Below are 20,544 nucleotides of genomic sequence, written 5' to 3'. Positions count from 1 at the left end.
GCTCTTGACCGAGTTCTGCTGAAGGAATGCGATCAAATGTGGGAGTGAGCCTGCTCGCGATGGGGCCAGAACACGCAGCGCACACATCGGATCAGCTCAATCAGCCCGACTCAACGATGTCCAAAGCAGCTGCGCCGCATACCCGCGACAAGGCCGCCATGCGTCGGCCCGTGCCAACAACGCCCGAGCCGTCACCGGTTCACCTTCAAGCGCCGCCAGCGCCTTGATCAACCCCACATCGCTACCGGGAAATGCGTCCATGTCCCGCAATTGCCGCAAGGCGATGTACTGCGCCGTCCAGTCGCCGATACCGTGCAGCGCCAGTAACCGCGCCACTGCGCCCTCTCGTCCTGGCTCAAACAAACAGGGATCATCGAGCAAAGCCTGGGCCACGCCAGACAAGGTCCGGCCACGACTCCTCGGCATGCCCAACGTCGCGAGATCCGCTTGCGCCAACACAGCGGCCTCAGGGAAGCCATGGGTTACGCCGGGTAAACAAGAGGTCAACGGCGGCCCATACCGACTCACCAGTTTCCCCGCCAATTTGATCGCCGCGCCCACGGTTATCTGCTGCCCCAGCACCGCACGCATCGCCAACTCCAGCCCATCCCAGGCCCCCGGCACCCGCAGCCCCGGATGCGCGGCAATCAAGCGCTGCATCAATGGATCTCCCGTCAATTGCTGATGTAGCGCTGGCAGGTCCGCATCCAGATCAAACATCCGCCGCAGCCGCGCAACGATCTGCGGCACGGCCGCCGGATCGGGAAAGTCCAGTGTCACCTCAAGCGCATCGCCCGCCACGGGCAGGATCGAAAACGTACCGTGATTACCACTCAAGCCGATGCTGCGTGAGTAAACGCCACCGGCCACCGTTTCCATCCCGGCCACCGCCCGCGCCGATAAAAAGCCGAGCATCGCCGACCAGTCATAAGGCGCTTGATACGCCAGCAACAACCTCACAACGACAACAGCCCGCTGTACAACCCGTACGCCGCCAGCCCCGCGCCGATGCTCACGCAGGTAAAAATCCCCTTTTCGACGTGGGTGAACAATGGCTCACCCTGCTCATGCTTGGCCTTGGCGAACAGAATCACCCCCGGCGCGTACAGCAGCGCCGACAGCAGCAAGTACTTCACCCCACCCGCATACAGCAGCCACATCGCGTAACACAGCGCGATGCCACCGACCATCAGGTCCTTGGTCCGTTCGCCCGAGGCGTGCTCGTACGTTTCGCCGCGCCCACTCAACAGCACCGCATACGCCGCCGACCACAGGTACGGCACCAGAATCATCGACGACGCGAGGTAGATCAGGCTGGTGTACGTCCCGGCCGAAAACAGCGTGATCAGCAGGAAAATCTGAATCATCACGTTGGTCAGCCACAGCGCATTGACCGGCACGTGGTTGGCGTTTTCCTTCTTCAGGAAGGCTGGCATGGTCTGGTCTTTAGCCGTGGCAAAGAGGATCTCTGCGCACAGCAGCGCCCAGGACAGCAACGCACCGAGCAGCGAAATCGCCAGGCCAATGCTGATCAGTAAAGCGCCCCAGGGGCCGACGATGTGTTCCAGCACCGCCGCCAGCGACGGGTTCTGCAGGGTGGCCAATTCGGGCTGGCTCATGATCCCCAACGACAACACATTCACCAGCACCAACAGCGCCAACACACCGATAAAACCGATGACCGTCGCCCGGCCCACGTCCGAACGTTTCTGCGCGCGGGCCGAATACACACTGGCGCCTTCAATGCCGATGAAGACGAACACGGTCACCAGCATCATGCTGCGCACCTGTTCCATCACACCGCCGAAATGGGGGTTGCTGCGGCCCCAGATGTCACGGGTGAAGATGTCTGCCTTGAACGCCACGGCGGCAATCACGATGAACATGATCAGCGGCACGATCTTGGCCACGGTGGTCAATTGGTTGATGAACGTCGCTTCCTTGATCCCGCGCATCACCAGAAAATGCACTGCCCACAGCAGCCCCGAGGCGCAGCCGATGGCGACTGGCGTGTTGCCGTGGCCGAACACTGGAAAGAAGTAACCGAGGGTGCTGAACAACAGAACGAAGTAACCGACGTTGCCTAGCCAGGCGCTGATCCAGTATCCCCAGGCCGATGAAAACCCCATGTAATCGCCGAAACCGGCCTTGGCGTAGGCGTACACCCCGGAGTCCAGTTCAGGTTTGCGATTGGCCAGGGTCTGGAACACGAAGGCCAGCGCCAACATGCCCACGGCGGTGATTGCCCAACCGATCAATATGGCCCCGGCATCGGCGCGCGCCGCCATGTTTTGCGGCAAGGAAAAAATCCCGCCGCCAATCATCGACCCCACCACCAAAGCGATCAGCGCGTTCAAGCCAAGCTTTTGCATCGGTTGCGACATTCCTGCGTCTCCATTTTCTATCGCGACCATCGCCACGCGAACGTCACATAAATCGGTTTTAACTAAATAGCTGAAGCGTAATTACGTTTATCCATTAACGCCAACCCTGAGTTTTATTTATAGCTAATCGCACTATGCCAACATTTTTAAATAGCGCAGGTGTGACCAGATCCTAATAAATCAATACCACACGACATTCAGGGACCCACACTTGCCAAAACAGGAAAACGGACTAGCGTCTAAATCTCAAGGGCTACGCTTTATTTATTAAACGTTGGTCAGGAACCTCTGGAACGGGCTTCTCAGACAACAGACTTATGCTCGCAAAGTTTGCGTAAGTCATTAATCAGCAATGAAATCCGAGCATTACTTGATCTAAGTCAGATGATTGAATAGCCCATCAAATTAAACTGGTCCTCTTCTTCTCCTGCACTGGAGTCATACAATGTCTGAATCCCCCGGAAAACTGAAACTCGGCGCACTCGTTGCGTTGGTTGTCGGCTCAATGATTGGCGGCGGGATTTTCTCTTTGCCGCAGAACATGGCCGCCAGTGCCGACGTCGGTGCCGTGCTCATCGGCTGGGCCATTACGGCGGTCGGCATGCTGACCCTGGCCTTCGTCTTCCAGACGCTGGCCAACCGCAAACCTGATCTGGACGCCGGGGTGTACGCCTACGCCAAGGCCGGATTCGGCGACTACATGGGTTTCTCTTCCGCCTGGGGATACTGGATCAGCGCCTGGCTGGGCAACGTCGGTTACTTCGTTCTGTTGTTCAGTACCCTTGGTTACTTCTTTCCGATCTTCGGCGAAGGCAACACCGTCGCGGCCGTGATCGGCGCTTCAGTGTTGCTCTGGGGTGTGCATTTCCTGGTACTGCAGGGCATCAAGGAAGCGGCGTTCATCAACCTGGTGACCACCGTCGCCAAAGTCGTGCCGCTGGGGCTGTTTATCCTGATCGCGATTTTCGCGTTCAAGCTGGACATCTTCACGGCTGACATCTGGGGCCTGAAAAACCCGGACCTGGGCAGCGTGATGAACCAGGTACGCAAAATGATGCTCGTCACCGTATGGGTGTTCATCGGCATCGAAGGTGCAAGCATCTTCTCGGCCCGGGCGGAAAAACGCACCGATGTGGGTAAAGCCACCGTGATCGGGTTCATCACCGTGCTGCTGTTTCTGGTGCTGGTGAACGTGCTGTCGCTGGGCATCATGACCCAACCGGAACTGGCCAAACTGCAGAACCCGTCGATGGCGGCGGTGCTGGAACACGTGGTCGGTCCGTGGGGCGCGGTGCTGATCAGCGTCGGCCTGGTGATCTCGTTGCTCGGGGCGCTGCTGTCGTGGGTTCTGCTGTGTGCCGAAATCATGTTCGCCGCGGCCAAGGACCACACCATGCCGGCGTTCCTGCGCAAGGAAAACGACAAGCAAGTGCCGGTCAATGCGCTGTGGCTGACCAACGCGATGGTGCAGTTGTTCCTGATCATCACGCTGTTCTCGGCCAGCACTTACCTGTCGCTGATCTACCTCGCGACCTCAATGATTCTGGTGCCGTACCTGTGGTCGGCGGCTTACGCCTTTCTGCTGGCGGTGCGAGGCGAGACGTATGAAAACGCTGCGGGCGAACGCAACAAGGACCTGTTCATCGGCGCCGTCGCACTGATCTACGCGATCTGGCTGATCTATGCCGGCGGCGTCAAATACCTGCTGCTCTCCGCCCTGCTCTATGCGCCCGGCGCGATCCTGTTCGCCAAGGCCAAGCTTGAAGTCAACAAACCGGTTTTCACCAACGTCGAGAAGCTGATTTTTGCAGCCGTCGTCGTGGGCGCCCTGGTGGCGGCCTACGGGCTGTATGACGGCTTCCTGACTCTGTAAGCCCCTCGGTGTAAACGAGGGAACGATCTGTCATCTGGAGGACCACTGTAATGACCACGGAAAAAGTTAAGTACGGCGTACATTCCGAAGCCGGCAAACTGCGTAAAGTCATGGTTTGCTCCCCCGGTCTGGCCCACCAGCGGCTGACCCCGAACAACTGCGACGAGTTACTGTTCGATGATGTGTTGTGGGTCGCACAGGCCAAACGCGACCATTTCGACTTCGTCACCAAGATGCGCGAGCGCAATGTCGAAGTGCTGGAAATGCACAACCTGCTGACCGACATCGTTGCCATCCCCGAAGCACTCGACTGGATTCTGGAACGCAAGATCACCGGCAACTCGTTGGGCCTTGGCCTGGTTAACGAAACCGGTTCCTGGCTGCGCAGCCTGGAGCCGAGGAAAATCGCCGAGTTCCTGATTGGCGGCGTTTCCGCCGACGACTTGCCGGACAGCTTTGGCGGTAAAACCATCCAGATGTTCCGCGATTTCCTGGGTCACTCCAGCTTCATTCTGCCGCCGCTGCCCAACACGCAATTCACCCGCGACACCACCTGCTGGATCTACGGTGGCGTCACCCTGAACCCGATGTACTGGCCAGCACGTCGGCAGGAAACCCTGCTGACCACCGCCATCTACAAATTCCACCCGCAGTTCACCAACGCCGACTTCCAGATCTGGTACGGCGACCCGGACCAGGACCACGGCAGCGCCACCCTTGAAGGCGGCGATGTGATGCCGATCGGCAACGGTGTGGTGTTGATCGGCATGGGCGAGCGCTCGTCCCGTCAGGCCATCGGCCAACTGGCGGTCAACCTGTTCAAGAACAAAGCCGTCGAGAAAGTCATCGTCGCCGGCCTGCCAAAATCCCGCGCGGCCATGCACCTGGACACCGTGTTCAGCTTCTGCGACCGCGACCTGGTGACGATCTTCCCGGAAGTGGTGAACCAGATCGTCGCCTTCACCCTGCGTCCTGACGAAAGCAAACCAGGCGGCATCGACATCCGTCGCGAAGAAACCAACTTCCTCGACACCGTGGCCAAGGCCCTCAACCTCAAAGCCCTGCGCGTGGTGGAAACCGGCGGCAACAGCTTCGCCGCCGAGCGCGAGCAATGGGATGACGGCAACAACGTGGTGGCCGTGGAGCCTGGCGTGGTGATCGGTTATGACCGCAACACGTACACCAACACCCTGCTGCGCAAGGCCGGCGTGGAAGTCATCACCATCAGTGCCGGCGAACTCGGACGCGGACGTGGCGGCGGCCACTGCATGACCTGCCCGATCATTCGCGACCCTATCGACTATTAATTTTCATGCCCTGCTTCACGCTCATAAAGGGTGAAGCAGGCGGATAACCGAAACCCAAGGAGATCCATCATGGCTTTCAACATGCGCAACCGCAGCCTGCTCTCGCTGATGCACCACACGACGCGTGAGCTCAATTACCTGCTGGACCTTTCCCGCGACCTCAAGCGTGCCAAGTACACCGGGACCGAGCGTCCGCACCTGCAAGGCAAAAACATCGCGCTGATCTTCGAAAAAACCTCGACCCGCACCCGTTGCGCCTTCGAAGTGGCGGCCCATGACCAAGGCGCCCACGTCACCTACATCGACCCGGTGTCGTCGCAGATCGGCCACAAGGAAAGCATGAAAGACACAGCCCGCGTGCTGGGGCGGATGTTCGATGCCATCGAGTACCGTGGCTTCGAACAGGAAATCGTCGAAGAGCTGGCCAAGTTCGCCGGCGTGCCGGTGTTCAACGGCCTGACCGCTGAATTCCACCCGACGCAGATGATCGCCGACACCCTGACCATGCGTGAACACAGCGACAAGCCGCTGCATGACATCAGCTATGCCTACCTGGGCGACGCACGCTACAACATGGGTAATTCACTGCTGATGATCGGCGCCAAACTCGGTATGGACGTGCGCATCGCCGCACCGAAAGCCTTGTGGCCGCACGCTGATTTCATTGCCCAGTGCAAAGCCTTCGCCGAAGACAGTGGCGCACGCATCACCATCACCGAAGACCCGAAAGCAGCGGTCAAGGGCGTGGACTTCATCCACACCGACATCTGGGTGTCGATGGGTGAGCCCGTCGAAGCGTGGGACGAGCGCATCGAGCAATTGCTGCCGTACCAGGTCAATGCCGCCATGATGAAGGCCTCGGGCAATCCACGCGTGAAGTTCATGCACTGCCTGCCGGCGTTCCACAACAGCGAAACCAAGGTCGGCAAAGACATCGCCGCGCGGTATCCGCACCTGGCCAACGGCGTCGAGGTGACTGAAGAAGTCTTCGAATCGCCGGCCAACATCGCCTTCGAGCAAGCGGAAAACCGCATGCACACCATCAAGGCGATCCTGGTGTCGGCGTTGGCGGATATCTAAGGACCGACGCGGCTCCTCCTGAGGGAATACGGCCCCTGTGGGAGCGAGCTTGCTCGCGATGGCGGTGTGACAGGCAACATTGATGTCGACTGATACTCCGCCATCGCGAGCAAGCTCGCTCCCACAATATGCCGCCCCACAGGTGACCAAGTCGTCCGCAACGTCTCTGTTTAGAAGGATTGCATTATGCGTATCGTCGTTGCTCTGGGCGGTAACGCCCTGCTCCGCCGGGGTGAACCCATGACCGCGGACAACCAGCGCGCCAACATCCGGATCGCCACCGAACAAATCGCCAAGATCCATGCCGGCAATGAACTGGTGATCGCCCACGGTAATGGTCCGCAGGTCGGGCTGCTGTCGCTGCAAGCCGCTGCCTACACCTCGGTTTCCCCTTACCCGCTGGACGTGCTCGGTGCTGAAACCGAAGGCATGATCGGCTATATCATCGAACAGGAACTGGGCAACCTGCTGGACTTCGAAGTGCCGTTCGCAACCCTGCTGACCCAGGTCGAAGTCGACACCAACGACCCGGCGTTCCAGAAACCGAGCAAACCCATCGGCCCGGTCTACACCAAGGCCGAAGCAGAAAAACTTGCGGCTGAAAAAGGCTGGGCGATTGCCCCGGACGGAGACAAATTCCGTCGCGTGGTGGCCAGCCCGAGACCCAAGCGCATCTTCGAAATCCGCCCGATCAAGTGGCTGCTGGAAAAAGGCAGCATCGTGATCTGTGCCGGCGGTGGCGGCATCCCGACGATGTACGGCCCCCACGGCAAACTGCAAGGCGTGGAAGCGGTGATCGACAAGGACCTGTGTTCGGCGCTGCTGGCCGAACAGCTTGAAAGCGATCTGCTGGTGATCGCCACCGACGTCAACGCGGCCTATGTCGATTTCGGCAAACCCACGCAAAAATCCATCGTCGAGGCGCACCCGGACGAAATGGAAAAACTCGGATTCGCCGCCGGCTCCATGGGACCGAAGGTGCAGGCAGCCTGTGAGTTTGCCCGCCATACTGGAAAAGTGGCGGTGATCGGTTCACTCTCGGACATTGAAGCGATCGTCCAGGGCAAGGCAGGTACGCGCATCAGCACGGCGAAACCTGGCATTACTTACTTGTAGGGAGAGACGTCTATGGCACAGTTTGTACCGGGTCACTTGCACATCGAGCGTCACGCGTTGGACAAGAACGATGTCAGCTACAACATTTGTCTCGACTATGAAGTCAGCAAGAACCCCAAAGGGGTCAAAGGCATCCAGTTCACGATGCATGGCAGCATTCAGGGCAAGGACATGAAAGAGACCTTCTTCCTGCCCAAGGAGGAGGCCTACAATTTTGCCAACAACGTGACGAAGATCGCCGAGCATTACGGCATTCCCAAGTCACACAGCCAGATCGGCTCGGTCCACAAGCATTACGATCTGATGTTTGAAGACATCCGGGTGCAGCTGGACATGAAATCCGGCGACCCGGTGAACATCGAACACTTCGAATAACCCTGTTCCCCAGGATGAACGCTGTACCTGTGGGAGCGAGCTTGCTCGCGATAGCGGACTGACAGTCACCATAACTGTCGACTGATACACCGCCATCGCGAGCAAGCTCGCTCCCACAGGGTGTTGGTGTCATCCCGAAGTCCTGCACGGGATTTCACCATTGGCCCGCCCCAAGGCATACTTGCCACCCTCCGCACTCCAGAACCAAAAACCGCCCCATGCGTATCCACGTCAGCTTCATCGACCGCGTCGGCATTACCCAGGAAGTCCTGGCCCTGCTCGGTGGGCGCAATCTCAATCTGGATGCGGTGGAGATGGTGCCGCCGAACGTCTACATCGACGCCCCGACCTTGAGTCCGGAGGTGCTCGACGAACTGCGCGACGCCCTGCTCAGCGTGCGCGGCGTGCAAACGATGACGGTGGTCGACATCCTTCCCGGCCAGCGTCGGCACCTGCAACTCGATGCGTTGCTCGCCGCCATGACCGATCCGGTGCTGGCGCTGGACAGCGCCGGCAAAGTGTTGCTGGCCAACCCGGCGTTGATCGCCTTGTATGGTCGCGAACCGGCCGGTGAAAGCATCGCCGACCTGTTTGCCGATCCTGCGTTGCTCGACACGCTGCTGGAAAACGGCTTTCGCCTGCCGCTGCGCGAGATCACCGTCAACGGCCAGACCCTGTTGCTGGACGCCACGCCGATCACCGACGCTGGCGCCCTGCTGACCTTGTACCAACCCAACCGCATCGGCGAACGCTTGTCCGCGTTGCACCATGATCACGCCGAAGGTTTCGACGCGCTACTAGGCGAATCCCCGGCGATTCGCACACTCAAGGCGCGCGCCCAGCGGGTGGCTGCGCTTGATGCACCGTTGTTGATCCAGGGCGAAACCGGCACCGGCAAAGAACTGGTGGCGCGGGCCTGCCACGCCATCAGTGCGCGGCACAGCTCGCCGTTCCTGGCGCTGAACTGCGCGGCATTGCCGGAGAACCTCGCTGAAAGCGAACTGTTCGGCTACGCCCCCGGCGCCTTCACCGGCGCGCAACGGGGCGGCAAACCGGGGCTGATGGAACTGGCCAACCAGGGCACGGTGTTTCTCGATGAGATCGGCGAGATGTCGCCGTACTTGCAGGCGAAATTGCTGCGTTTCCTCAACGACGGCAGCTTCCGTCGAGTGGGCGGTGACCGTGAAGTAAAGGTCAACGTGCGGATCCTCAGCGCGACCCATCGCGACCTGGAAAAAATGGTCAGCGAAGGCACCTTCCGCGAAGACCTGTTCTACCGCCTCAACGTCCTCAACGTCGAAGTGCCGCCGCTGCGCGAACGCGGCCAGGACATCCTGCTGCTGGCCCGCTATTTCATGCAGCAGGCCTGCGCGCAAATCCAGCGCCCGGTCTGCCGCCTGGCGCCAGGCACTTATCCGGCGCTGCTGGGTAATCGCTGGCCGGGCAACGTGAGGCAATTGCAGAACGTCATTTTCCGCGCCGCAGCGATTTGCGAAAGCAGCCTGGTGGACATCGGCGACCTCGATATCGCCGGCACCTCGGTGGCGCGCCAGAGCGACAGCGATGTCGACAGCCTTGAGCAAGCGATGGAAGAGTTCGAAAAAACCCTGCTGGAAAAACTCTACGTCAGCTACCCCTCGACCCGGCAACTGGCCAGTCGCCTGCAGACGTCCCACACCGCGATTGCCCATCGGTTGCGCAAGTACGGGATTCCCAACAAGCCGTAGGGCTGAAAATACAATCTCCCTGACGACACAAAATCACTGTGGGAGCGAGCTTGCTCGCGATGGCGGTAGACCAGTCGCTATCAATGTTGGCTGTTCCGCCGTCATCGCGAGCAAGCTCGCTCCCACAGGTTTTGCGCTGACCTCAAAATTATGCTCAAAAACGACCTCCATCTGTACTGAAAGCGCTACAGCGGAACGATATCGATACACCCTCCCCTAATCACCGCTGCGCAAGGCTTTGATCCCACTACGCTTTTTTCTTTGCTTCCAACTGTAGCGATTTCGCTACAGCTATTTAATTCGCAAGCACCCAATTTATTCCCAAAGCACTGATTCATAAGGGTTTAACCACATTGGCCGCGATCTTGCTTAGTAGCCATCCATAAAGAAGGGCTTTTGCCCAAGCATTCCATCGCGTCCACCAGACGAGTCTGGCCCCCTTAGGAGTTTCCATGAGCGAATTGCGTTTTACTGAAGATCACGAATGGCTGCGCACTGAAGCTGACGGCAGCGTCACAGTCGGCATCACCGCTTTCGCGCAGAACGCCTTGGGCGATGTGGTTTTCGTACAACTGCCTGAGCTGCAGTCCTACGACAAAGGCGCTGAAGCCGCCACCGTGGAATCGGTAAAAGCCGCCAGCGGCGTGTACATGCCACTCGACGGTGAAGTGCTGGAAGTGAACCCGGCGCTCGACAGCAGCCCTGAACTGGTCAACGAAGATCCGCTGGGCGAAGGCTGGTTCTTCCGCTTCAAGCCAACCGACGCCTCGGCTGTCGCCAACTTGCTGGATCAGGACGCCTACGACCGCCTGATCAAAGCCAACGCCGAAGCCTGAGGAGCGCTGACATGACTCAAGTAAACCTTTCGACCGCCAACGAATTCATCGCCCGCCACATCGGCCCACGCGCCGGTGACGAGCAAGCCATGCTCAACAGCCTCGGCTTCGACTCCCTGGAAGCCCTGAGCGCCAGCGTCATCCCCGACAGCATCAAAGGCACCAGCGTGCTCGGCCTCGAAGACGGCCTGAGCGAAGCCGATGCCCTGGCCTTGATCAAATCCATCGCCGGCAAAAACCAGCTGTTCAAGACCTTCATCGGCCAGGGCTACTACGGCACGCACACGCCGTCGCCGATCCTGCGCAACCTGCTGGAAAACCCGGCCTGGTACACCGCCTACACCCCGTACCAGCCAGAAATTTCCCAGGGCCGTCTCGAAGCGCTGCTGAACTTCCAGACCCTGATCAGCGACCTGACCGGCCTGCCGATCGCCAACGCCTCGCTGCTCGACGAAGCCACCGCCGCCGCCGAAGCCATGACCTTCTGCAAACGCCTGAGCAAGAACAAGGGCAGCCACGCCTTCTTCGCTTCCGTGCATTGCCACCCGCAGACCCTCGACGTGCTGCGCACCCGTGCCGAGCCACTGGGCATCGACGTGGTGGTCGGTGACGAGCGTGAACTGGCCGACGTGACGCCGTTCTTCGGCGCGCTGCTGCAATACCCGGCGAGCAACGGTGACGTCTTCGATTACCGCGAACTGACCGAACGCTTCCACGCCGCCAACGCGTTGGTCGCGGTCGCGGCGGACCTGCTGGCCCTGACCGTGCTCACGCCGCCTGGTGAGTTCGGCGCCGACGTGGCCATCGGCAGTGCACAACGCTTCGGCGTGCCGCTGGGCTTCGGTGGCCCGCACGCCGCTTACTTCTCCACCAAGGATGCGTTCAAACGCGACATGCCGGGCCGTCTGGTCGGCGTTTCCGTGGACCGTTTCGGCAAGCCGGCCCTGCGCCTGGCGATGCAGACCCGCGAGCAACACATCCGCCGCGAGAAAGCCACGTCGAACATCTGCACCGCCCAGGTGCTGTTGGCCAACATCGCCAGCATGTACGCCGTGTACCACGGCCCGAAAGGCCTGACGCAGATCGCCAATCGCGTGCATCACCTGACCGCGATTCTGGCCCAAGGCCTGAAAGCCATCGGCCTGAACGTCGAGCAGGAAAGCTTCTTCGACACGCTGACGATCAAGACTGGCGCCAACACCGCCGCGTTGCACGACAAGGCTCGCAGCCAGCAGATCAACCTGCGCGTGGTCGATGCTGAACGTCTGGGCCTGTCCCTTGACGAAACCACCTCGCAAGCCGATGTGGAAACCCTGTGGGCCCTGCTCGCCGACGGCAAAACCCTGCCGGACTTCGCCGCCCTCGCCGCTTCCGTGGTCAGCACCTTCCCGGCCGCATTGGTCCGCCAATCGCCGATCCTCAGCCACCCGGTGTTCAACCGTTATCACTCGGAAACCGAGTTGATGCGCTACCTGCGCAAGCTCGCCGACAAGGACCTGGCCCTGGATCGCACCATGATCCCGCTGGGGTCGTGCACCATGAAACTCAACGCCGCCAGCGAAATGATCCCGGTAACCTGGGCTGAATTCGGTGCCCTGCACCCATTCGCTCCAGCCGAGCAAAGCGCCGGCTACCAGCAACTGACCGACGAGCTGGAAGCGATGCTCTGCGCCGCCACCGGTTACGACGCGATCTCGCTGCAACCGAACGCCGGTTCCCAGGGTGAATACGCCGGCCTGCTGGCGATCCGTGCTTACCACCAGAGCCGTGGCGAAGACCGTCGCGACATCTGCCTGATCCCGTCTTCGGCCCACGGCACCAACCCGGCGACCGCCAACATGGCCGGTATGCGTGTGGTGGTGACCGCGTGCGACGCCCGCGGCAACGTCGACATCGAAGACCTGCGCGCCAAGGCCATCGAGCACCGCGAGCATCTCGCGGCATTGATGATCACCTATCCGTCGACGCACGGCGTGTTCGAAGAAGGCATCCGCGAAATCTGCGGCATCATTCATGACCACGGCGGCCAGGTGTACATCGACGGCGCCAACATGAACGCGATGGTCGGCCTGTGTGCGCCGGGCAAGTTCGGCGGCGACGTGTCGCACCTGAACCTGCACAAGACCTTCTGCATTCCGCACGGCGGTGGCGGCCCGGGTGTTGGCCCGATTGGCGTGAAGTCGCACCTGACGCCGTTCCTGCCGGGTCACGGCACCATGGAACGCAAGGAAGGCGCGGTCTGCGCGGCACCGTTCGGCAGCGCGAGCATTCTGCCAATCACCTGGATGTACATTCGGATGATGGGTGGCGCGGGTCTCAAGCGCGCTTCGCAACTGGCGATCCTCAATGCCAACTACATTTCCCGTCGCCTCGAAGAGCACTACCCAGTGCTGTACACCGGCAGCAACGGCCTGGTGGCGCACGAATGCATTCTCGACCTGCGTCCGCTGAAAGACAGCAGCGGCATCAGCGTCGATGACGTCGCCAAGCGCCTGATCGACTTCGGCTTCCACGCGCCGACCATGTCGTTCCCGGTCGCCGGCACGCTGATGATCGAGCCGACCGAAAGCGAATCCAAGGAAGAACTGGACCGCTTCTGCGACGCCATGATCCGCATCCGCGAAGAAATCCGCGCCGTGGAAAACGGCACCCTGGACAAGGAAGACAACCCGCTGAAAAACGCGCCGCACACCGCTGCGGAAATCGTAGGCGAGTGGACGCATCCGTACAGCCGTGAGCAAGCGGTGTACCCGGTTGCGTCGCTGATCGAAGGCAAGTACTGGCCACCGGTCGGCCGCGTCGACAACGTGTTTGGCGATCGCAACCTGGTTTGCGCCTGCCCGTCGATCGAAAGCTACGCTTAAACCTGTGTGGGGGTGAGTTCGCTCACCCCATCCACAGAACACCGCACACCCTGTGGGAGCTGGCTTGCCTGCGATAGCGGTCTGTCAGTCAACATTGATATCGACTGATCTACCGCTATCGCAGGCAAGCCAGCTCCCACAGGACGGCGTCTAATCAAAGATTTCGCCCATTCCTATAACAAGAAACCGGAGAACAACTCATGTCGTTAAGCGTGTTCGACCTGTTCAAGATTGGCATCGGCCCCTCCAGCTCCCACACCGTCGGCCCGATGCGCGCAGCCGCGCGTTTTGCCGAAGGACTGCGCCGTGAAGGGCTGCTGATGGCAACCACCTGCATCAAAGTCGAGCTCTACGGCTCGCTCGGCGCCACCGGCAAAGGCCACGGCAGCGACAAGGCTGTGTTGCTCGGCCTGGAAGGCGAACACCCGGACACCGTGAACACCGAAACCGTCGCCGCCCGTCTGCAAGACATTCGTGGCAATGGTCGCTTGAACCTGCTCGGCGAACACAGCATTGCGTTCAACGAGAAAGAACACCTGGCGATGATCCGCAAACCGTTGCCGTATCACCCCAACGGCATGATCTTTCGCGCGTTCGATGCTGCCGGCCTGCAGATCCGCAGCCGCGAGTATTACTCGGTCGGCGGTGGTTTTGTCGTCGATGAAGACGCGGCCGGTGCCGACCGCATTGTCGAAGACGCCACGCCGCTGACCTTCCCGTTCAAAAGCGCCAAGGACCTGCTCACCCATTGCACCACCTACGGCTTATCCATCAGCCAGGTGATGCTGACCAACGAAAGCGCCTGGCGCCCCGAAGCGGAAACCCGCGCCGGGCTGCTGCATATCTGGCAAGTGATGCAGGATTGCGTCGCCGCCGGTTGCCGCAACGAAGGGATCCTGCCCGGTGGATTGAAGGTCAAGCGCCGCGCTGCCGCATTGCATCGGCAACTGTGCAAGAACCCGGAATCTTCATTGCGCGATCCGTTATCGGTGCTGGACTGGGTCAACCTGTATGCCTTGGCGGTCAACGAAGAAAACGCCAACGGCGGACGCGTCGTTACCGCGCCCACAAATGGTGCAGCAGGAATCGTCCCGGCGGTTTTGCACTACTACATGCGCTTCATTCCCGGTGCCAGTGAAGACGGCGTCGTGCGCTTTCTGCTGACGGCCGCTGCGATCGGCATTCTCTACAAGGAAAACGCCTCGATCTCCGGCGCAGAAGTCGGCTGTCAGGGTGAGGTCGGCGTGGCCTGTTCCATGGCGGCGGGCGCCTTGTGCGAGGTGCTGGGCGGCACGGTGCAGCAAGTGGAAAACGCTGCGGAAATCGGCATGGAACACAACCTCGGCCTGACCTGCGACCCGATTGGCGGACTGGTGCAAGTGCCTTGCATCGAACGCAACGCCATGGGCTCGGTCAAGGCGATCAACGCGGTACGCATGGCCCTGCGCGGCGACGGTCAGCACTTTGTCTCCCTCGACAAGGTCATTCGCACCATGCGCCAGACCGGCGCCGACATGAAAAGCAAATACAAGGAAACCGCCCGCGGCGGTTTGGCGGTCAACATTATCGAGTGCTGATGCGCACGCGCATCAGCCTACTTTTGAGGAGCTGAATATGTCCACCGAACACCTGTTGAAAACCCCGTTGCACGCACTGCACATCGAGCTGGGCGCGCGCATGGTGCCGTTCGCCGGCTACGATATGCCCGTGCAATACCCGCTGGGCGTGATGAAAGAACACCAGCACACCCGTGATCAGGCCGGGCTGTTCGACGTCTCGCACATGGGCCAGATCCGCCTGACCGGCGCCAATGCCGCCAAGGCCCTGGAAACCCTGGTGCCGGTAGACATCATCGACTTGCCGCTGGGCATGCAACGCTACGCGATGTTCACCAACGAAACCGGTGGCATCCTCGACGACCTGATGGTCGCCAATCTGGGTAACGACGAGCTGTTCCTGGTGGTCAACGCCGCGTGCAAGGATCAGGACCTGGCGCACCTGCGCCACCACATCGGCGATCAGTGCACCATCGAGCCGCTCTTCGAAGAACGCGCGTTGCTGGCATTGCAAGGTCCGGCGGCAGTCACTGTGCTCGCGCGCCTGGCGCCTGAAGTGGCGAAGATGACCTTCATGCAGTTCACCCGCGTAAAACTGTTGGGCGTGGACTGCTTTGTCAGTCGTTCGGGCTACACCGGTGAAGACGGCTTCGAAATCTCCGTGCCGGCGGCCAACGCCGAAGCCCTGGCTCGCGCCCTGCTGGCCGAGCCTGAAGTGGCAGCCATCGGCCTTGGCGCTCGCGACTCCCTGCGCCTGGAAGCCGGCTTGTGCCTCTATGGCCACGACATGAACACCGACACCACGCCGATCGAAGCCAGCCTGTTGTGGGCCATCTCCAAGCCACGTCGCGCCGATGGTGCACGGGCTGGTGGCTTCCCCGGCGCTGAAACCGTATTCGCGCAACAGCAAAACGGCGTCAGCCGCAAACGTGTCGGCCTGCTGCCCCAGGAACGCACTCCGGTGCGCGAAGGCGCTGAAATCGTCAATGAAGCGGGCGACATCATCGGTACGGTTTGCAGCGGCGGTTTCGGCCCCACCTTGGGCGGTCCTTTGGCGATGGGTTACCTCGACAGCAAGTACATCGCCATCGACACACCTGTTTGGGCGATTGTTCGTGGGAAAAAGGTGCCTTTGCTTGTAAGCAAAATGCCATTTGTTGCACAACGCTACTATCGCGGCTGATTGACTGTTTCTATAAGTAACGCGGTTGCGTTAACAGTGCACTAATGTGTAACGCAATCGCCATAAAATAGTGCATGTCGTCGGCTCTAAGCTTCGTTTATGAACGTTGCTTATAACGTTCGAAAACAATTGAACCTCCTCATCGAATAAGCCCGCACTAGTGAGCACACTAACCGCCAACCTCAGCAAAACCGGGCCTCTCACAGGGGCTTGTTTTTTCTCTCGTAGTTGGCGTAGAGTCTGTTCACTGTGTTTGCATGGGTCGCTTGGAATCGTGACCTGGGCAGTAGCCTACAAGTTAGCTACATCCCGTTCGACGTCTTCTTACTCTCCTGCAACCAGCCCCAGTACTCTTTCATGAGAAAGAGACTGTCATTAATTTTTTGCGTCAAAGGAAATAAGAAATGTCCCAACGTCAGAGCGGTACCGTCAAGTGGTTTAACGACGAGAAAGGTTTTGGTTTTATCACTCCTGAAAGCGGTCCGGATCTGTTCGTGCATTTCCGCGCCATTCAGGGCAACGGCTTCAAGAGCCTGAAAGAAGGCCAGAAAGTGACTTTCGTTGCTGTGCAAGGCCAGAAAGGCATGCAGGCTGACGAAGTACAAGCAGAAGCTTAATCTTCTGTAACGAAAAAGCCCCTGATGCTGACATCAGGGGCTTTTTTGTGCGCGTAAATCCGTAAAATGGCTTCTTTTCCGTCCAGAGGCTGCGATGTCCAAACACCTGCTCACTCCCCAGGGCGACTTCCCCGCCGCCACCTTGGGCCGGCGCCTGGCAGCCATGTTCTATGACTTCCTGTTGTGTACTGCCCTGCTGATCGTCACCAGCGGCATCTACAAGATGATCCAGATGGCGATCATCGGCGAAGACAAAATGCGCGCCCTCACCGAAGCCGGCGCGCTGGACGGCGATCCGTTGCTGTCGACGGTGCTGTTGTTTGTGTTGTTTGGCTTCTTTGCCAAGTTCTGGACCTGGTCCGGTCAGACGCTGGGCATGCAGGTATGGTGCATCCGCGTGCAGAACGCCGACGGTTCGTCCATCAGCCTGTGGCAGGCACTGTTGCGGTTTGTGGTGTCGATCGCGTCGTTGCTGTGCGTTGGCCTGGGCTTCATCTGGTCGCTGTTCGATAAACAGAAACGCAGCTGGCATGACATCTACTCCAACACCCGGATTGTGCGCGTCCCGAAGAAAACCAAATAATTCATCCTTACAGAAACCACTGTGGGAGCGAGCTTGCTCGCGATAGCTGTGTATCAGTCAATATTGATATGACTGACAGACCGCTATCGCGAGCAGGCTCGCTCCCACAGTTTTTTGCGTGTTTTCAGGCGTTGCCGGCCAGTTTCATCCGTGCAGCCTGGGTGAAGTCGAGCATGCGCTTCAGCGGCCGGATCGCTTGCGGAATCAACGCCGGATCAACAAAGATCTCGTTCGCCCCTTCCTTCAAGCTCTTGAGCAGGCGCTCAAGGGTATTCATCGCCATCCACGGGCAGTGTGCGCAACTGCGGCAGGCCGCGCCGTTGCCGGCCGTTGGCGCCTCGATGAAGACCTTGTCCGGGCACAGCTGCTGCATCTTGTAGAAGATGCCGCGATCGGTGGCGACGATCAGGGTCTTGTTCGGCAGGCTCTTCGCCGCCGCAATCAACTGACTGGTGGAACCCACGGCGTCTGCCAGTTCGATCACCGAGGTCGGCGACTCCGGGTGCACCAGAATCGCGGCGTCCGGGTACAGCGCCTTCATGTCTTCGAGCTGCTTGGACTTGAACTCTTCGTGAACGATGCAGGCACCGTCCCACAGCAGCATGTCGGCGCCGGTCTGGCGCTGGATGTAGGTGCCCAGGTGTTTGTCCGGGCCCCAGATGATGGTCTCGCCGTTATCCATCAGGCTTTCGACGATTTCCAGCGCACAGCTGGACGTCACCACCCAGTCAGCCCGGGCTTTGACCGCCGCCGAGGTGTTGGCATACACCACCACCGTACGCTCCGGGTGTTGATCGCAGAACGCCGAAAACTCGTCCACCGGGCAACCCAGGTCCAGCGAACACGTCGCCTCGAGGGTCGGCATCAGTATGCGTTTTTCAGGATTGAGGATCTTGGCGGTTTCGCCCATGAACTTCACACCGGCAACGACCACGGTCTTGGCCGGGTGAGCGCTGCCGAAGCGGGCCATCTCCAGCGAATCGGAGACGCAACCACCGGTTTCTTCGGCCAGGGCCTGAATCACCGGATCGCAATAGAAGTGAGCAACCAGCACCGCATCCTGAGCCTTGAGCTCGGCGGCGATGGCGGCACGGTAGAAAGCTTCCTCCTCGACGGTCAGCGGCTTGGGCTGCTTGGCATCGAGGTGAGCTTGAACCAGAAGGCGTTCGGAAATCTGCGTCATGTTTGCAAGACCTGCAGGCGCATTCGCGCGAAAGTCGAGTATACACCCGGCTCCGGACCCTTCAGGGTACCGCCGGAGAGTGAGTATTCATCAGGCACGGACAGCGGTGAAGAGGCGCAAGGCTACAGAATAACGGCCGGATGCAAAAGATGATTCTGACCTATGCCATGCGGTGCAGCCGCACCCTGAGGCCGGCACAAATCGCGGGCAAAAAAAAATCCGGAAATCCTCACTTGCGTGGGCCTTCCAGACTTTTAAAACTGCTACAAAAATGGTGGGTCGTGTGGGATTCGAACCTACGACCAATTGGTTAAAAGCCAACTGCTCTACCAACTGAGCTAACGACCCGCTGTGTGGTGGCGCGTATAATACTGATTTTTAAGGACTATTCAACACCTAATTTAAAATAAATCAAAAATAAGGTGTTGGGTCGCTTACGCCGGCTGCTGCAAAGCCTTCCGCACGCAGTCGGCAGCTGTCGCACTTGCCGCACGCACGGCCCTGATCGTCGGCCTGATAGCAAGAAACGGTCAGCCCGTAATCGACCCCCAGCTTCACGCCTGCCTGGACGATCTGCGCTTTGCTCAGGTTCTGCAGTGGCGCCTGAATACGGAAGCCATTGCCTTCTACGCCAGCCTTGGTTGCCAGATTGGCCATGCGCTCGAAGGACTCGATGAACTCAGGACGGCAGTCTGGATAACCGGAGTAATCCACGGCGTTCACACCAATAAAGATGTCCCGTGCGCCCAGCACTTCAGCCCAGCCCAGCGCAAGCGACAGAAATACCGTGTTGCGAGCTGGCACATAAGTCACCGGAATACCTTCGCCTGGCACCTCCGGCACGTCGATGCTGCTGTCGGTCAGCGCCGAGCCGCCGATACCGTTCAGGTTCAGGCCGATCACCTTGTGCTCGACCACACCCAGGTCGTGAGCAACACGCTCCGCCGCGTGCAATTCGGCATGGGACCGCTGACCGTAGTCGAAGCTCATGGTGTAGCAGCTGTAGCCTTCGGCGCGAGCCATGGCCACGACGGTTGCCGAGTCCAGGCCGCCGGACAGCAGGATGACCGCACGCTTTTCAGTAGTGTTCAGTTGTTCAGTCATATCAGCGCCCCGGCTCGTCATTCCAAAGATATTTATGCAGCTGCAATTGCAGACGCACTGGCAGGTTGTCCGCCACCACCCAGTCAGCCAGATCCCGCGCATTCAAGTCGTGATGGCTTGGCGAGAACAGGACTTCGCCTGCTCGCTGGTCCAGACCGTACTGGATGAGTTTGGACACCGCCCAGTCGTAGTCTTCCCGCGAGCAGATGACAAACTTCACCTGGTCGTTGGGCGTGAGCAGTTCGATATTCTCGTAGCGGTTGCGGTGCGCTTCTTTCGAACCCGGGGTTTTCAAGTCGACTACACGACTGACTCGGGAATCTACTGCCGAGATGTCGAGAGCACCACTGGTTTCCAGTGACACTTCGTAACCGGCGTCACACAACTGCTTGAGCAATGGGATGGCATTCGGCTGGGCCAACGGCTCGCCGCCGGTGACACAGACATAACGCGGACGAAAACCGGCCACTTGCTCGAGGATGTCGTCGAGCGTGCGCACGGTGCCGCCAGTGAACGCGTAGGCGCTGTCGCAGTATTGGCAACGCAATGGGCAACCGGTCAGGCGCACAAAAACTGTGGGCAGCCCGGCAGTCCGCGTTTCCCCCTGCAACGAGTAGAAAACTTCGGTGATTCTCAATGTGTCTTGCATAGTCGCCACGGGCATGACAGCTAAACAGGCTGTCCGCCTCCGTCAGGCACTTCAAGGAACCCCGCCATCGCGCAGATCCCAAAAAGCGTGTTTCAAAAAAGGGTGTG

Annotated in this window: 17 protein-coding genes and 1 tRNA gene; 12 read left to right on the top strand and 6 right to left on the bottom strand. The window is 59.7% G+C overall.

What is annotated here, in order from left to right; all coding sequences use genetic code 11:
* Positions 1–96 precede the first annotated feature (96 nt).
* Both ACM6I0_RS00535 and arcD (ACM6I0_RS00530) read right to left on the bottom strand, forming a co-directional pair.
* Positions 97–960: a DNA-3-methyladenine glycosylase family protein gene (locus ACM6I0_RS00535; RefSeq protein WP_414921246.1), complete on the bottom strand. Its 864-nt coding sequence runs from the start codon at positions 958–960 to the stop codon at positions 97–99.
* The gene (arcD, locus tag ACM6I0_RS00530; RefSeq protein WP_285433695.1) at positions 957–2,384 is read right to left on the bottom strand and encodes an arginine-ornithine antiporter; all 1,428 of its coding nucleotides are present in this window, start codon (positions 2,382–2,384) and stop codon (positions 957–959) included. Before arcD (ACM6I0_RS00530) ends, ACM6I0_RS00535 begins: the two co-directional genes overlap by 4 nt.
* Before the next feature lie 445 nt (positions 2,385–2,829).
* On the opposite strand from arcD (ACM6I0_RS00530), the gene arcD (ACM6I0_RS00525) reads away from it, so the two are divergent.
* The 12 genes from arcD (ACM6I0_RS00525) to ACM6I0_RS00470 all read left to right on the top strand — a co-directional run bounded on the left by arcD (ACM6I0_RS00525) (position 2,830) and on the right by ACM6I0_RS00470 (position 17,501).
* Positions 2,830–4,257 carry an arginine-ornithine antiporter gene (arcD, locus tag ACM6I0_RS00525; protein ID WP_414921245.1) on the top strand — a complete coding sequence of 476 codons (1,428 nt, stop codon included), beginning with the start codon at positions 2,830–2,832 and terminating at the stop codon, positions 4,255–4,257.
* 50 nt (positions 4,258–4,307) lie between these two features.
* Positions 4,308–5,564, top strand: coding sequence for an arginine deiminase (gene arcA / locus ACM6I0_RS00520; RefSeq protein ID WP_414921244.1), 1,257 nt, complete (start codon positions 4,308–4,310; stop codon positions 5,562–5,564).
* Between the two features lie 69 nt (positions 5,565–5,633).
* Positions 5,634–6,644: an ornithine carbamoyltransferase gene (locus ACM6I0_RS00515; protein WP_285433692.1), complete on the top strand. Its 1,011-nt coding sequence runs from the start codon at positions 5,634–5,636 to the stop codon at positions 6,642–6,644.
* A 186-nt stretch (positions 6,645–6,830) separates the two neighbouring features.
* Positions 6,831–7,760 (top strand): carbamate kinase, encoded by a 930-nt coding sequence (gene arcC / locus ACM6I0_RS00510; protein WP_414921243.1) that lies wholly within the window; start codon positions 6,831–6,833, stop codon positions 7,758–7,760.
* Between the two features lie 12 nt (positions 7,761–7,772).
* The gene (locus ACM6I0_RS00505) at positions 7,773–8,135 is read left to right on the top strand and encodes a DUF5064 family protein (protein WP_414921242.1); all 363 of its coding nucleotides are present in this window, start codon (positions 7,773–7,775) and stop codon (positions 8,133–8,135) included.
* A gap of 218 nt (positions 8,136–8,353) precedes the next feature.
* Positions 8,354–9,862, top strand: coding sequence for a sigma-54-dependent transcriptional regulator (locus ACM6I0_RS00500; RefSeq protein ID WP_414921241.1), 1,509 nt, complete (start codon positions 8,354–8,356; stop codon positions 9,860–9,862).
* A 452-nt stretch (positions 9,863–10,314) separates the two neighbouring features.
* Positions 10,315–10,698 (top strand): glycine cleavage system protein GcvH, encoded by a 384-nt coding sequence (gene gcvH / locus ACM6I0_RS00495; RefSeq protein WP_208669587.1) that lies wholly within the window; start codon positions 10,315–10,317, stop codon positions 10,696–10,698.
* 11 nt (positions 10,699–10,709) lie between these two features.
* Positions 10,710–13,562 (top strand): aminomethyl-transferring glycine dehydrogenase, encoded by a 2,853-nt coding sequence (gene gcvP / locus ACM6I0_RS00490; protein ID WP_414921240.1) that lies wholly within the window; start codon positions 10,710–10,712, stop codon positions 13,560–13,562.
* 200 nt (positions 13,563–13,762) lie between these two features.
* Positions 13,763–15,139, top strand: coding sequence for an L-serine ammonia-lyase (locus ACM6I0_RS00485; RefSeq protein WP_414921239.1), 1,377 nt, complete (start codon positions 13,763–13,765; stop codon positions 15,137–15,139).
* Between the two features lie 37 nt (positions 15,140–15,176).
* Positions 15,177–16,301, top strand: a complete 1,125-nt coding sequence (gene gcvT, locus ACM6I0_RS00480; protein ID WP_414921238.1) for a glycine cleavage system aminomethyltransferase GcvT — start codon at positions 15,177–15,179, stop codon at positions 16,299–16,301.
* Between the two features lie 404 nt (positions 16,302–16,705).
* Positions 16,706–16,918, top strand: coding sequence for a cold-shock protein (locus tag ACM6I0_RS00475; protein ID WP_003175786.1), 213 nt, complete (start codon positions 16,706–16,708; stop codon positions 16,916–16,918).
* Positions 16,919–17,012: 94 nt separating this feature from the next.
* Positions 17,013–17,501, top strand: coding sequence for an RDD family protein (locus ACM6I0_RS00470; protein WP_090187401.1), 489 nt, complete (start codon positions 17,013–17,015; stop codon positions 17,499–17,501).
* A gap of 124 nt (positions 17,502–17,625) precedes the next feature.
* On the opposite strand, the gene nadA is transcribed toward ACM6I0_RS00470, so the two are convergent.
* From nadA to queE, 4 genes are all read right to left on the bottom strand, one after another.
* Entirely contained in the window at positions 17,626–18,684 is a 1,059-nt protein-coding gene (nadA, locus tag ACM6I0_RS00465) for a quinolinate synthase NadA (RefSeq protein WP_285429646.1), read from the bottom strand.
* A gap of 272 nt (positions 18,685–18,956) precedes the next feature.
* A tRNA-Lys gene (locus ACM6I0_RS00460) sits at positions 18,957–19,032 on the bottom strand.
* Positions 19,033–19,095: 63 nt separating this feature from the next.
* Positions 19,096–19,788, bottom strand: coding sequence for a 7-cyano-7-deazaguanine synthase QueC (queC, locus tag ACM6I0_RS00455; RefSeq protein WP_414921237.1), 693 nt, complete (start codon positions 19,786–19,788; stop codon positions 19,096–19,098).
* 1 nt (position 19,789) lies between these two features.
* A complete protein-coding gene (gene queE / locus ACM6I0_RS00450) occupies positions 19,790–20,437 on the bottom strand; it encodes a 7-carboxy-7-deazaguanine synthase QueE (protein ID WP_090188884.1) in 648 nt (215 codons plus the stop codon).
* Positions 20,438–20,544 lie beyond the last annotated feature (107 nt).

Source organism: Pseudomonas sp. IT-P294 (assembly GCF_949767865.1).
Classification (GTDB): domain Bacteria; phylum Pseudomonadota; class Gammaproteobacteria; order Pseudomonadales; family Pseudomonadaceae; genus Aquipseudomonas.
Note: the sequence above shows the minus strand (reverse complement) of the source record. Positions and strands in the feature narration are given on the sequence as shown.